We start from the raw sequence: 14560 nt of genomic DNA on the forward strand, positions 1-14560 counted from the left end.
GTGTTCCACCATTGCTTGAGTCAACTCTGCATGATCCAGCTGAGTGAACTGTTTTCCTGTTTTGTTTGTAAGCCAGACAGTCAAATCGATTTCATTCTTTGAATGATTCAGAGCACTGAATTGGAATTTTTGTGATATCTTGGGATGAGCAAGCACTATATTCCAGTCAATCGAGGGCATATGATGTTGTTTTGCCATCGCATCCATTGTTTTCCTTACTGCATTAAAATTAACCTTCCATTTTTCAAGGTAAGGTAGTGCTTCCTTTATTGCGTGAAGTAAACTAATAAACGCATTATGGGCTTCAGGCTTAATGCTATAGTGCTCAATAGCTTCCTTTAATTCCTGAACAGGAGGATAGGTATATTTTCCATGTCTCATTGCTTCAAAATGAAATACAGATTGTAAGGATTTTAGCAATGCAGAGAATGGGTCTTCCATATGATATCCTTCAATAGGCCCTCCTTTAAAAGTAGTTTATAAAAGTCATAAATACCAAATTTTTTACACAATGAATGTTGAATTAGACTTTTTGATAACTATTATCTATCAATTCAATAAAAACAATTGATTTTATTTATTATTTAATTTCATCTAATTTTAACAATGAGAGTCTAATAATTTATCGAGGAGAGCCATGATGATTACTGTAGGCAATAGATTTCCTTCATTTCAAGTCAAAGCAACCGTAAGCAATGATTTGAATAATGCATTTCAGACTGTGTCGAATGAGACTTATCAAGGAAAATGGTTAGTTGTCTTTTTTTGGCCAAAGGACTTCACTTTTGTTTGCCCCACTGAAATTGCCGAATTTGGCAAGCTTTATGCTGAATTCAATGATCGTGATGCCCAGATACTTGGTGGTAGTACTGATAGTGAGTTTGTGCATCTGGCCTGGAGAAATCAGCATCCAGATTTAAATACTCTTCCCTTCCCTATGTTGGCGGATGTGAAGCGCGAATTAACCGGGCAATTAGGAATTCTGGATGAACAAGAAGGAGTCGCCCAAAGAGCTACCTTTATTGTTGATCCACAAGGAATTACTCGATTTGTAATGGTTACCGATTTAAACGTAGGAAGAAACCCAGCCGAAGTGTTACGGGTTCTTGATGCATTGCAAACAGATGAGCTATGCCCTTGTAATTGGAAAAAAGGCGAAGAAACCATTCATGTCAAATAATAACAGTAGGAGATAGTCATTATGCTAGACAATATAAGACAAGAGATTCCAGAGGTTGCAAAAGACATCAGACTAAATCTGGGCAAGGTTCTGGATGTAACACAAAATGATGGGCTTAGTGAACAGCAAATATTGGGTTCGGCTTTAGCTGTGGCTTATTCTTTAGGAGACCAAAGGCTAATTAAAGAAATAAAAGAAGAAATTGCAGACGATGCGGTGATCACTGCGTCACAGTTGGCAGCTAGTCTGATGGCAATGACCAATATCTATTACCGCTTTGTCCATTTAGCAGATAATCCTGAGGTAGAGCACATCCCTGCCGGGTTAAGGATGCAGGGCATGATGAATCCCGGAGTTGATCGGGTTACTTTTGAGCTCTTTTCTTTGGCTGTATCTGCACTAAATGGCTGTGGTGCTTGTGTGAGCTCTCATGCCAATCAATTAAAAGAACATGGATTATCCGCATCAGCTATAGCACGAGTGGGCAGAATCAGTGCGGTGATTAATGCGGTTTATGTGAGTAGGCGGTTTGGTTGACTGTGTAACGAATCAATATGGACTGTCGTTGTTGGTTGAGATAGCTAAGGCGGGATTATGAAGGGATATCTCCGTTTTGTAGCCGCATTAGCATTGCGTAATGCGGGAAAAGCGGCTCACTCCTCACGGAATCCCGTATTACGCTATGCACCGAGTGATTCTGGCATTTTTTTATACATTCCATGCTGTTATTTATTGATTCATTATGTTTGTTCAATGCCATGCACCCCAGTTGATTGTGCACAAATAGGCCTGGCTTGTATCTACGACAAGTTAAGCCTCCATTACTCTCTCCTATTTTATCACTCCGCAGGCTATGCGTGCACCACCACCACCTAACGGAGGGGTATCGCTGTAATTGTCACCATTCGCGTGAATCATTACCGTTAAGCCAGTCAGATCTTTTAATTTCAACCTTGGAGCTAGGGTGGGAGTGTTGGCTATACCCTCATCAGACACATAAAGAACAGGGAGATCACCAAGGTGTCCGCTGCCATAGGGGCCTTGATGGCTGTTGGTTTTGGCTGGATCATAATGTCCTCCTGCATCCATCCCATCTGCGCCACAATTGGGATGTTGGTGCAGGTGAAAACCGCGCAACCCTGGGGGCATTCCTTTCAGATTTGGAGTAACAAGTAATCCATAAGGTGTTTCTGTAAAAATAATTTCCCCTACAGAGTGTTCATTTGCACCTGTAGTATTGATTGTGGCAGACATTTGCGCTGCGTGAGCTGCATTGACGCTTAATAGTGAAGCAATAACAAAAGTAGATAGTTTAGTCATTTTGATTCCTGCTATTTTGAACCTACATTAGTATTACTCAAGATAGTGATTTATGCCAGTCGATCTCTTTATTAAAATCAAGGAGTTACTAACATCTCTTGGTTGATTAAGGCCGATTCTGTTAAAATATTATTCTTTCTTGTTACGAGATGTGTTAATGCATTCATTCAAGGTACATTGTGTCCTCATTGCATCCATAATCTTTTGGGCTTCTGCATATGTTGGTATTCGTATGGCTTTAGCCGCTTATTCTCCAGGACCGTTGGCTCTATTTCGTTTTATAATCGCATCTTTGTGCATTGCTTTGATTTATTACAATCAAAATATTAAAACCACGATACTCTGGAGCCATCGTCTTCAATTGTTGTTGACTGGAGTGGCTGGAATAGGAGTTTACAATATTTGCTTGAATTATGGTGAAATGACTGTCTCAGCAGGAACAGCAAGTTTTATTGTAGGTCTAATGCCAGTCTTTACAGTTTTTTTATCTATCATATTTTTAAAAGAGCAATTACGATTTGGAGTCTGGTTAGGCATTGTTATCAGTTTGTTGGGGCTCTTGCTTCTTGCCTGGGGAGAAGGAGCTCAAGCTGATTTGAGGCAAGGAATAGGATTATTATTAATTTCTGCTTTAATGGGCGCTGTTTTGACTATAGTGCAGAAACGTTTTTTGACATGCTATCATCCTGTCGCCATCATTTCATGGGTCATGTGGGGTGGCACCTTATTCTTATTGATGTTTTTGCCTGGATTAATGCACGAAATCAAAACAGCAGATAGTCAATCGACTTTGGCTGTACTCTATATGGGTATCTTTCCTGCTGCATTGGCTTATCTTGCCTGGGGTTATGTACTGAATCAATATTCCGCGTCTAAGGCTGCTATCACACTTTATGCCTTGCCTTTAGTATCTACCTTGCTTGGATTTTTAATTCTTAATGAAATCCCTTCTTTGCTTTCTTTGCTTGGCGGTGGAATTGCTGTGGTTGGGGCTTTAATTGCGAATCGATTTCAAAATTATTATTCATTAAATTCGTCTCTTGCTAAAAAAGTGGTTGCTGTATCATAATCAATATTATTTTTAGGCCGTTAATTTTAGAGAGCACTCATGGAATTGAGAATTGATAATACCCCATTTAAAGCTTTGTTCCAGCCATTAGATTTAGGATTTACGCAAATAAGAAATCGGTTGCTAATGGGATCCATGCATACTGGGCTCGAAGAAGACAAAGAAAATCTGGGGCGTTTGGCAGAGTTTTATCGTGAAAGAGCCTTAGGTGGTGCCGGTTTGATTGTGACGGGAGGATTTGCTCCTAACCGTGCAGGGCGTCTTACTCCATTTGCTGCCAAATTAACCAACAGTAAAGAGCAGCATCGGCATGAATTAGTGACCCATACCGTACATGAAGCTGGTGGTAAAATTGCAATGCAGATATTGCATGCTGGCCGATACGGCTATCATCCTTTTATTGTTGCCCCCAGCGGCATTAAATCGCCAATCAGTCCTTTTAAACCATGGGTAATGAGTAAGTGGCGGATTAAAAAAACCATTAAGCATTTTGCACGTTGTGCCCGTTTAGCTCAAGCAGCGGGGTATGACGGAGTTGAGATTATGGGCAGTGAAGGATATTTGATTAATCAATTCATCGTATCTCACACTAACCAGCGCACAGATGAGTGGGGTGGTACTTACGAAAATCGCATGCGTTTTCCTGTTGAAGTCGTGCGCGCGGTTAGAGAAGCTGTTGGTGAACATTTTATTATTATCTACCGCTTGTCTATGCTGGATTTAATTGCTGACGGCAGCAGCTGGGAAGAGGTTGTCCTCCTCGCTAAAGCGATAGAGCAGGCCGGAGCTACGATCATTAATACGGGAATCGGCTGGCATGAGGCTCGTATTCCTACTATTGCAACTATGGTACCTGCAGGAGCGTTTACTCAAATTACCAAGCATTTAAAGCCAGAAGTCACTATTCCGGTAATTACTTCTAACCGTATTAATACGCCAGAGCTGGCTAATCAGTTACTGGAAGATGGTGTTGCTGATATGATTTCGATGGCCAGGCCCTTTTTAGCTGATTCGCATTTTGCAGAAAAAGCAAAGCGAGGTGAATCAGAAGCAATTAATGTGTGCATCGCTTGTAATCAAGCTTGTCTGGATCGGGTTTTTGTTAATAAATCGGCTTCTTGCCTGGTGAACCCACGCGCTTGTAATGAAACAGAAATAATCTATCAATCGGTTCATCAACCAAAGGCAATTGCTGTTGTGGGTTCGGGGCCTGCGGGTCTGGCTTTTGCCGCGGTTGCTGCTGAACGAGGGCATCAGGTAACTGTATTTGAAAAAAATGATCGGGTAGGGGGCCAGTTTAATTTGGCCAAACAAATTCCTGGTAAAGAAGTATTCCAGTATACCTTGGATTATTTTAATTATCAGTTACAAAAATACAAGGTGGACATTCAGTTGAGTACTGAGGCGACCGTTGAATCATTAAAAGAATTTGATGAAGTAGTTGTCGCAACAGGAATCAAACCACGTACCCCTGATATTCCTGGAATAGAGCATGAGAAGGTAGTGAGTTACATTGATGTCATTAACCGAAAAGTAACTGTCGGCGAACGGGTAGCGATCATTGGCGCAGGAGGAATTGGTTTTGATGTGGCTGAATTTTTAACCCATGAACATCAAACATCCCCTGAGGAATTTCATGACGAATGGGGAATTGATGTTAAGGGGGAGCATCGTGGTGGATTGAAACCCGCACATACTACTCCCAGCCCAAGAGAAGTTTATTTATTACAGCGTAAAAAAGAGAAAATGGGTAAGCGCTTGGGTAAAACGACAGGCTGGATCCATCGTTTAAGTTTGAAGCATAAGAAAGTTAAAATGATCTCCGGAGTAAGTTATGAATTTATTGATGATCAAGGCTTACATCTTAGTATCGATGATAAGCCGCAAATTTTAGCTGTCGATAATATCGTTATTTGCGCAGGGCAAACTGAGCTAAAGGATTTATTTGAACCACTAAAAGCACTAGGAAAAACAGTTCATTTGGTGGGAGGGGCCTATAAAGCTTTAGAACTTGATGCCCGTCATGCTATTGACCAGGCGTGCCGCTTGGCTGCCTTGATCTAGACAGTCAAGACCTTGAGGCCATCTCAGCGGAGCATTTAAAGCCGTATCTGATTTTTAGGTGCATAGATGCTTCTGCTGCTGGATTAGTCACGCTACTTATCTATGTTAATTGTGACTTCAGTTTTTGTTGAGTAGTCAATCGTGCTGAGTTTTCAGGAAAAATTGATTTAAGCACTTTCTTTGACGCCCGGTTTTGTAAATAAGTTTGACGTTCGCAACAGTCATCTTTTTCTATTCTGTTAGAAAGATAGTCGAGGGATTTGGATACGGTTCTTCAAGTGACTATTGGTCTATCTTTATAATAAATCGATTTTATTTTGTTCTTTTGTTTCCAATTAAAGTCACATTGCCTTATCTTTTGCACACCTTGTACACCCAAAATAACCTTCTTTTTCAGAGAAAATAAATAAATATAGTGCATCATCCTGTTTATTTTGTTATTATACTGAGCAATTTTTATATTACTTAGCCTTTTACAGGTTTACGCTTTACTATCAGGAACACTATGACTCAAGAAATTACAAATTTCTCTGCCTTTAATTTTTCAGATGCTTTGAATCGCGCTCTAGATGATATGACGTTTGTAACACCCTCACCAATTCAAGCTCAAACAATTCCACTATTGTTAGAAGGTCGTGATGCTATTGCATTAGCACAAACTGGCACCGGTAAAACTGCAGCCTTTGCATTGCCAATTCTGCAGAATTTATCTCCAACAATACAAGGCACTCAAGCATTAATTATCGCGCCAACTCGTGAGCTGGCTATTCAAGTTGCTGAGCAGTTTGAAGTATTAAGCAAACATCAGCGCGGCACTACTATTGCCGTATTGTGCGGTGGTCAGGAATATGGCCGTCAATTAAAACAATTACGCGGTGGTGCGCAGGTAGTGGTTGGAACTCCCGGCCGTATTCTGGATCACATTGATAAAGGCACTTTGCCTTTAGATAATTTACGTACTTTTATCCTCGATGAAGCGGATGAAATGTTGCGTATGGGCTTCATTGAAGATGTTGAAACGATTCTGGCTAAATTACCTGAGAAAAAGCAAATAGCTCTATTTTCAGCGACTATGCCTCACCGTATCCGCCAAATTGCCAGTACTTACTTAACGAATCCTGCATCAGTGGAAATTCGTATGGAAACGGCTACTGTAAAAAGCATTGAACAACGCTTCCTCTTTGCTTCAGGCCATCAGAAACCTGATGCTTTGCTTCGCGTATTGGAAGTTGAAGCTTATCAAGGTGTTATTGTCTTCGTTCGTACCAAAAGCAGCACTGAAGAAGTTGCCGAATTACTGCAACAACAAGGATTACGGGCAATGGCCATCCATGGCGATATTACCCAGGCATTGCGTGAACGCATTATTTCTCAGTTTAAACAAGGGGCTATTGATATTCTGGTGGCAACTGATGTTGCAGCACGAGGCTTGGATGTTGAGCGTGTGACTCATGTTATCAATTATGATTTACCTCATGATAATGAAACTTATGTACACCGAATAGGTCGAACCGGAAGAGCAGGGCGTTCTGGAGTCACTATACTGTTTGTAACACCTAAAGAATCGCGTTTAATCAGCAATATTGAGCGTCATACTCGTCAACGTATCGAAAAAGTTACTGTGCCTAATGATCATATGATTCAAGTGGCCAGACAACAACGCTTTATGGCTAATATCACTGAGCGTTTGGAACATGCAAACCTTCCATCTTATAAGCGTATTGTTGAAGAGTACATAAAAGAGCATGAAGTTTCAGCTGTTGACGTTGCTGCGACGCTTGCTCTATTGTTGCACAAAGATTTACCATGGAAAAAAGAACTGGCTTTACCCAAGGCTCCCAGAGCCGTTAAAGAAGGTCGTTTTGGCCGAGGCAGCGAAGGAAGAGCTTCTGATCGTTCTTCTCGTTTTGGCGATGATAGAAAGAGTTTTGGTGGCGACAGAAAGGGCTTTGGCAGCGAACGCAAATCGTTTGGTACAGATCGGAAAAAGTTCAATGAAGATACTAGCGCACAAGATTTATTCCGAATTGATGTAGGTAAAGTTCATGGTGTTAAACCAGGAAATATTGTAGGTGCTATAGCAAATGAAGCCGGCTTACAAAGTAAATATATTACTGGCCTTAAAATTCATGATGATCATTCAACTGTTCGATTACCTAAAGGTATGTCTAAAGACGTCGTACGTGATTTGACTAAAGCATGGGTATGCGGTCGTCAATTGAACTTGACCTTAATTGGTAGTGCCTAAGTTTCTAGTCTGGGGAGTTACATCGCTCCCCAGACAAAATTTGTTCTGATATATGCGCTAATTTTTACCAATGTCACACTATTTCTGATGATTCCCTCTATGCCTCTTTTATAAGTACCATAAAGAATAAATTAGTGCTTGCCTGAAATCAGTATGGAACATAATATTATTGGTTTGAAAGAATTCAGAAGTTATAATTTGAGGACGAATTTAATGAAAGATAAATTTAGCAGAAATTTTTTCTCTTCTAAAGAAAAAGAACAAAAAGATGCTTCACTTGTATCTGTAACTAAAGAAAGGAATCCCAATAAGTACAGTAACAAGGAGGCCGGAAGTTTGCATCATTACATCCAACAAGAAACTCGGGATGTTCTTGATGAACTTCATGGCAAGTATGTTATTGAAGAGGATTATAGTGATGAGGAGAATGATGTTCCTTATTCCTTTGGCCTACCTTCATGATATTTTTTTAGAAAGGGGCTATAGATATAGCCCCTTTCTTGTTTACGTGATGTTATTTGGTTAATGCTAGAGTTACACCGATTGCGGCTATTGTCAGGCCGACAGCGGCTGTTGTGAAAAAGCCGTAGAAATTATTGTTGATGACAGATGATGGATTATCAGAAGGAACTACATTACTTACCTGCAGTTCAAGACAAGAACAATTATTAATAATGGAATTGATACGATAGTTGGGATCTGTATTGATAGAAAGCAAAGGAATGGTATTTGATTGCCAATAAGCCGTGGCTAAACTGACGGATATCGAAAGTTCAGGATGAATAAGCAGGCTTTCGGTTGCTCGTGCAGTTGATTCAAAAATTGCCGCGGAGAATTTGAGTTTATCTGTTTCTGCCCAATATTCATGAGCAGGAATGATACTGTTTGAATGATAACGAGGATCACTGGATTTGGTTTCAGAATAGCTGGATATTGCAGTATTTAATTCATCTTCACTAGATAAAACTGCTTTTAAAAAAAACAGACATTTTAGAATAAAATCCTTTTCAAACTGGGTCATTATTTAATCTCAAAAAGAAGAGAACTATAAATACGTTTACATTTTAGATCAATATGGAACTCAATAGACATCGTCAAGCTTCAGGGAGGGAAAATTGATTAATCGTTTTGTTTCATAATATAATCCTCAATGTATTTTTTTTAAAAATCAATTAATTAAGGGTATTCATGAAACTATTAGCAACTATTGGTGCTTTTTTATTTTCTGGAATTGTTGCTGCCACTCCAATTAACAATGTAGTTATATTCGGCGATAGCTTGTCGGATAATGGGAATTTATATGAATTCATGAATCATCAGTTGCCTCAATCTCCTCCTTATTTTGAAGGACGTTTTTCTAATGGTCCTGTATGGATTGAACGCCTGATTGCTTCTTATTTTCCTGATAATCCTGCAGCGCATTTAAAGGATTATGCTTATGGCGGTGCTGGTGTTTCAGTAGACGAAGACGATGATGATGTATTATTTACTCTTGGAAGAGAAATTAAAGAATTCCTGGCAGAACAAAAGAATAAAATTGATGAAAACAGTCTTTTTGTGGTATGGATTGGGGCTAATAATTATTTGGGCGTGCCAAATGAAGTGGAACAAACCTTAATTAATGTTAATACCGGGATTACTCATGGTTTGCAAACATTGGTAGAAAAGGGAGCAAAACATATTTTAGTCCTTAATCTGCCTGATCTGGGTAAAACACCGGCAGCGAGGGAGTTTGATTCAATTGATGTTCTGACTTATTTTACAAACCAGCACAATGATGCATTATTTAGAACGGTAGATGATTTGAAACAGGCTTATCCTGATGTTAATTGGATGTATTTTGACATGCATCATGCGTTTAATGATGTATTGGAGCATGCTGATGATTATGGCATAACCAATACTACTGACACCTGCTCTACTTCTATAGTCGATGAATTAAGCCGTACATCCGTCTTAAAAATGGTTGCCAATGTAAAACCACGCAATCGAATGAATGGTTGTGATGGGTATTTATTTTTTGATCTGGTTCATCCTACTGCTTTTGCCCATCAGATTATGGCAGACAAGGCGCGTGAAGTTCTGGATGCATTAGGCATTGAAATTACAGATAAATCAGTTTAAACCGTACATTCCGGGATTTTTAATCCCGGCTGTTCCACAGGACATATATTTTAGGGACATATGAAATCTTGCATAAGGATACTGCTGCTTTTATTTCTAACGATTTCTCAATGTGTTTTTGCCGAGCAATTGGAAATCAAGGTCGATCAAAATACTGTTAGTTTACCTTATTGGCCAGCACAAAAATCGCAGCATGGTGCTGTTATTATCGTACGCGGTGGAGCGCAACCGGAGTACTCTGAATTATTAGTGATGCTTACAAAACAACTTGCTCGCAATGGCTGGTCGGTTGTTTTGTTAAATTGCGATTCAAATAACACCACACCTTGGCTTAATCAAATTCCTGAAACCATCAGTTCTTTACGGCAGAATAATAACAAACGTATTGTTATGATCCATTATGGAGAACAGTTAAATGTATCCCTGGATTATTTTAGCAAGCCTCAATCCAAAATGATTAATGGCCTGGTATTATTGTCTGCATACGGTACCTCAACTGATGACAAGAGTTATTCCTCATTTCGTTTCCCAATATTTGATGTAGCTGGGCAGTTTGATTACGACACAGTGCTGGATCAGATGCAATTCAGAGGAAAGGCATTTAAAGCGTATGCATATAAAGCAGTAGAAATGCCTGGTGCTGATCATGAGTATGAATACGTGCAAAAACTCTTAATTTCATACATTCATGGATGGATGGTAAAATTGCCAGAAACCAATATACAGCCAAGACCCATCCCTGTTTCTTATATTGAACCGGTATATTTATCACAAAGTCAGCTTATCGCTATTAATAATGTTGAGTGATAAATATTCTGGATTAGGTCTGAGTATCCGGCTATCTATGCTCTGCTCCCTGAAACAGAAGGGTTGATTTATACTTATTGCTCTCATTCAATTGCAAATAATGCAAAAAAAATCCCTTGTTGATTCACTGATGGTCATCATGTATAATATTGTTCCATTATTTGGTTTTAGAGATTTTAATGAAAAAGAAAACCGACCAGAAAATTGAAATTGATAGAGATGCATTAAAAATAATTGGCGGCTACTTAACTAAAACGGATATTAACTCATGGTCTGAGACGTCAACAGGTTTTTATGGATTTTTCCATGCAGAGCGCCAATCCCCAAGCTACTGGCTTAATCAATTCCAACTTTGTGTTGCCCACGGTGAACAAAACAAAGCCGAAGAACTCTTGAAAATGAAAGGCTTATCCTTGCTGGTTCAAGAAGGTGAATTTAGCGATTATTCAAAGCGTCAATTCAACACATCTGCGTTTAAATATATGCTGGCAGCTCTGGACACTCGTTATATGTCTACTATGTTTTTACGTTGTCTGGAAGAGGCAAATATACCATTAGAGAAAAAAAGAATCATTACCAAAGAGTTACGTAACCAATATGAAGATTTTAAGAACAATGGGATTACTTATACTTTGGGTGATATGATCTATAAAAATAAATTAAGCTTTGGTTTTATCCCTTTGATCAAAACGTTAGAAGACTATATTAAGAATTTTCGAATTAAAAAAGAGCGTGAACATTATTTTTGCACAATGGTAGGGAAAGCTCAAACGTTAGTCCCTGCCCATTTAGCGCAACATTATTGTGACTCTGATACTTCCTTTGGCCTGACGCCAGTATTTACTGCCGAAACGTTTACTCGCTGTTTAGATGTTAAGAAGGCTGACAGTGATATTTTTCATCAATGGTGGACATGTGGAAGAGATGGAATTTTGGGGGAGGATTTTGGATATATTAGAGGCTTTAGCAAAGAGTCAGTCTGGGAAGGAACTCAACCGAACCGGGACAATGCAAGGAAAGATTTAGAGGCTATTACTACTTTATTTGCAAAAAGACAGGAAGACAGAGTTGCTATTGGAGTTGCGTTAAACACATTAATAGAGGCAATTGAAAATAAGTTGAGCCAGGGACTAGAGTATGACTCGGATGAAAAATCCTCTTCGGGATGCTCTATTATGTAGATCTTGTGTCACTATGAACTTTTGTCACCAGCCTTGAGTGCCAACGCTTTTTACCTTACTGGATTTACCAGCCCTTGTTCTGGCAGATTAACTCATAAGCTTTCATGATTTTATGGGTTTTATCATTAGCAATTTTTATCATTTCCTCAGGTAACCCCTGGGCGATTAATTTGTCAGGATGATTGCGACTTAATAATTTTCTATAAGCATGTTTTACTTCCTGTTTGGTTGCATCAGGATTTACTTCCAGTAAGGCATAGGCATGAGCCATGCTGTTTTGCGGAGATGGTCTTCTGTATTGATATTGCTTTTGTGATGAGGAGTAGCCTGACTCCTGGCCTTGCTGGTGGCGTTGATTGTATTGGCTTCGCTGCCTTGCTTCTTCTTGCCCTTGTTGTTGCTGTGAATAGGAGTTGTAGCTAAAATCATCGTAGAATCGATATTGTTTATGAAGAGGGGCAAATCCCAAATAGGAAAAAACAGTATCAAGAGCTTTAATTTTCTTTGTTGTTAATCCATCAACCTGAGCCGCTCGATATTGGATATCTACAAATAATTTTAACAGATCACGATTGTCTCGGCAGGTTCTTTGTAATTGACTAAGTGTTTCCTCTAATTTAAAATCAGGATCTTTCCCTTCATTAAATAATCGTTTTGCCAGTGTCTTTTGCTCTTTACTCAATTGCATTTCTTTCATGAGTATTCTGGCCATATTCAGTTCTTGTTCGGTAACTCGTCCGTCAGCTTTTGCAATATGTCCCATAACAGAAAAGGTAGCTTCAAAAAATACTTTTTGGACGGTTGCCCGTTTTTCAGAAAGATAATACCAATGAGGATTGGTGAAATGAGTTGCTAACCCTCTATCAAAAAAATTACCAACGAGAATACCAAAGAGAGCTCCAAGAGGTCCTGCAGTTAAATAACCGAAGAATGCTCCCAGAAGTTTTCCCCACCAGGTAGATATTGTAAAAAAATCCTTAAAACTCATCGTTGAAATTTGTCCTCAATAGGGTAATCAACTTAAATACTGCATATAAATAATAATGTACAGTAAGTTAAATTATCAGACAGAACGCATGAAAAAGCCAACATTACTATCATAGCACTGAACTACCGTAAAAAAATGAAATGATGACTTTTATTTGTAACATGTAATGCTGAACTGCTATTTCACGGTAATCCATGATGAATAGTAACGGGAAATGTCTGCATTCAATTGCAATATATCGCACAAGGTACAGTTTTGAGTATATACTGTGCCTTTTTGAGATTTTGGTACACTTCATGCGGCTGTTCTATTCCTTCTTGATGTATTTACTAACTCCTTATATCCTCTTTCGGTTATGGTGGAAGGGGAGAGCGTTACCGGAATATAGACAGAGAATATTAGAACGCTTTAGTTTAGGTGTTGGTGACGGTAAGTCAGTAGATGTTTGGCTTCATGCGGTTTCCCTGGGAGAAGTGATTGCCGCAACACCACTAATTGATGCGATGCTAGATAAGCAATGGTCTGTACTTGTTACTACAATGACGCCAACAGGTTCTGAGCGTGTTAGAGCGCGCTTTGGAACTAAAGTAAGTCATCGCTATGTACCTTATGATTTGCCAGGAGCCCTCAAGCGTTTTTTTAAACAGACGCGACCTCGAGTTGGAGTGGTCATGGAAACTGAATTGTGGCCTAACTTAATTTATCAGGCTCATGCTGCCAAGGTGCCGTTATTGCTGGCAAATGCTCGCTTATCTGAGCGTTCTTCGAAAGGATATATGAAGCTCAAATTTTTGTTTAAACCCATTCTTAATCAATTTTCAGCCATTCTGGCTCAAAGTGATGATGATGCCAAACGTTTTATCGCTTTAGGCGCACGAAAAGAGCGGGTTCAGGTGTTGGGGAATATGAAATTTGATTTACAAACGAATACTATTGATGTTGCCAAATTTAACACTATAAAAGAGCATTGGGGAGCGGACAGAACTGTCGTTATTGCAGCGAGCACTCATGATGATGAAGAAGCCCGGATTTTGGCGCAATTACGTCGTTTACAACAAGCGATTCCAGGCGTTGTGTTGCTTATTGCGCCACGCCATCCAGAGCGATTCCAAGCAGTGTATCAGCTGAGTGTTCAGGCAGGTTTTAATACTGGTTTGAGAAGCAATCCTGATACCTTGTCTTATGCTAATGATGTGGTGGTGTTGGATAGTCTAGGGGAATTATTAGGTTTATTTCAGATTAGTGATTATGCTTTTGTTGGTGGTAGTCTGGTGCCTGTTGGCGGGCATAATGTATTAGAACCTATTGCAATGAATGTTCCTGTTATTAGTGGAAATCAGGTTCATAATTTTAAAGCTATTTGCAATGATCTTAAAGACGCTAAGGCTATTCGGATAGTGCATCAGGCTGATGAGCTGATTGATACTATTATCGCATTGCATCACGATAAAGAGTCTCAGGAACTGATGGTTAAAAATGCAACTGCAGTTTTGGAGCGTAATAAAGGCTCCGTAGTAAAACACCTCCAGAAAATCGAACTTGTGTTGGGGTAATTGTTGGAGGCATGTCTATTGACTTA

General features: G+C 39.4%; 13 protein-coding genes and 1 pseudogene. 10 read left to right on the forward strand and 4 right to left on the reverse strand.

Annotated features, from left to right (window positions below):
• A pseudogene (locus tag Q0495_RS02810) lies at positions 1 to 441 on the reverse strand (hypothetical protein); the annotation flags it as partial.
• A gap of 199 nt (positions 442 to 640) precedes the next feature.
• Between Q0495_RS02810 and Q0495_RS02815 the strand changes: the two are divergent.
• The gene (locus Q0495_RS02815; RefSeq protein WP_298622848.1) at positions 641 to 1180 is read left to right on the forward strand and encodes a peroxiredoxin; all 540 of its coding nucleotides are present in this window, start codon (positions 641 to 643) and stop codon (positions 1178 to 1180) included.
• A gap of 21 nt (positions 1181 to 1201) precedes the next feature.
• Entirely contained in the window at positions 1202 to 1717 is a 516-nt protein-coding gene (locus Q0495_RS02820) for a carboxymuconolactone decarboxylase family protein (RefSeq protein WP_298622799.1), read from the forward strand.
• 294 nt (positions 1718 to 2011) lie between these two features.
• Here Q0495_RS02820 and Q0495_RS02825 read toward each other — a convergent pair whose 3' ends face one another.
• A complete protein-coding gene (locus Q0495_RS02825; protein WP_298622801.1) occupies positions 2012 to 2500 on the reverse strand; it encodes a superoxide dismutase family protein in 489 nt (162 codons plus the stop codon).
• A gap of 157 nt (positions 2501 to 2657) precedes the next feature.
• On the opposite strand from Q0495_RS02825, the gene Q0495_RS02830 reads away from it, so the two are divergent.
• From Q0495_RS02830 to Q0495_RS02845, 4 genes are all read left to right on the forward strand, one after another.
• Positions 2658 to 3569, forward strand: coding sequence for a DMT family transporter (locus tag Q0495_RS02830; RefSeq protein WP_298622804.1), 912 nt, complete (start codon positions 2658 to 2660; stop codon positions 3567 to 3569).
• Positions 3570 to 3608: 39 nt separating this feature from the next.
• Positions 3609 to 5633 (forward strand): NADPH-dependent 2,4-dienoyl-CoA reductase, encoded by a 2025-nt coding sequence (locus Q0495_RS02835; RefSeq protein ID WP_298622807.1) that lies wholly within the window; start codon positions 3609 to 3611, stop codon positions 5631 to 5633.
• Between the two features lie 505 nt (positions 5634 to 6138).
• Positions 6139 to 7881: a DEAD/DEAH box helicase gene (locus Q0495_RS02840; RefSeq protein ID WP_298622809.1), complete on the forward strand. Its 1743-nt coding sequence runs from the start codon at positions 6139 to 6141 to the stop codon at positions 7879 to 7881.
• Between the two features lie 213 nt (positions 7882 to 8094).
• Positions 8095 to 8343: a hypothetical protein gene (locus Q0495_RS02845; RefSeq protein ID WP_298622811.1), complete on the forward strand. Its 249-nt coding sequence runs from the start codon at positions 8095 to 8097 to the stop codon at positions 8341 to 8343.
• 52 nt (positions 8344 to 8395) lie between these two features.
• Here Q0495_RS02845 and Q0495_RS02850 read toward each other — a convergent pair whose 3' ends face one another.
• Complete coding sequence (locus tag Q0495_RS02850) at positions 8396 to 8902, reverse strand: hypothetical protein (protein WP_298622813.1); 507 nt, start codon at positions 8900 to 8902, stop codon at positions 8396 to 8398.
• A 167-nt stretch (positions 8903 to 9069) separates the two neighbouring features.
• On the opposite strand from Q0495_RS02850, the gene plaA reads away from it, so the two are divergent.
• The 3 genes from plaA (at position 9070) to Q0495_RS02865 (ending at position 11993) form a co-directional block, all read left to right on the forward strand.
• Positions 9070 to 10005 carry a GDSL family lysophospholipase PlaA gene (plaA, locus tag Q0495_RS02855; protein ID WP_298622815.1) on the forward strand — a complete coding sequence of 312 codons (936 nt, stop codon included), beginning with the start codon at positions 9070 to 9072 and terminating at the stop codon, positions 10003 to 10005.
• 60 nt (positions 10006 to 10065) lie between these two features.
• On the forward strand, positions 10066 to 10812 hold the full coding sequence (locus Q0495_RS02860; RefSeq protein ID WP_298622817.1) for an alpha/beta hydrolase: 747 nt from the start codon (positions 10066 to 10068) through the stop codon (positions 10810 to 10812).
• Positions 10813 to 10991: 179 nt separating this feature from the next.
• Complete coding sequence (locus tag Q0495_RS02865; RefSeq protein WP_298622819.1) at positions 10992 to 11993, forward strand: hypothetical protein; 1002 nt, start codon at positions 10992 to 10994, stop codon at positions 11991 to 11993.
• A gap of 64 nt (positions 11994 to 12057) precedes the next feature.
• Here Q0495_RS02865 and djlA read toward each other — a convergent pair whose 3' ends face one another.
• The gene (djlA, locus tag Q0495_RS02870; RefSeq protein ID WP_298622821.1) at positions 12058 to 12981 is read right to left on the reverse strand and encodes a co-chaperone DjlA; all 924 of its coding nucleotides are present in this window, start codon (positions 12979 to 12981) and stop codon (positions 12058 to 12060) included.
• A 296-nt stretch (positions 12982 to 13277) separates the two neighbouring features.
• Between djlA and waaA the strand changes: the two genes are divergently transcribed.
• The gene (waaA, locus tag Q0495_RS02875; RefSeq protein WP_298622823.1) at positions 13278 to 14534 is read left to right on the forward strand and encodes a lipid IV(A) 3-deoxy-D-manno-octulosonic acid transferase; all 1257 of its coding nucleotides are present in this window, start codon (positions 13278 to 13280) and stop codon (positions 14532 to 14534) included.
• Positions 14535 to 14560: the final 26 nt, after the last annotated feature.

The sequence above is a fragment of the uncultured Legionella sp. genome, from assembly GCF_937871865.1.
GTDB lineage: Bacteria > Pseudomonadota > Gammaproteobacteria > Legionellales > Legionellaceae > Legionella.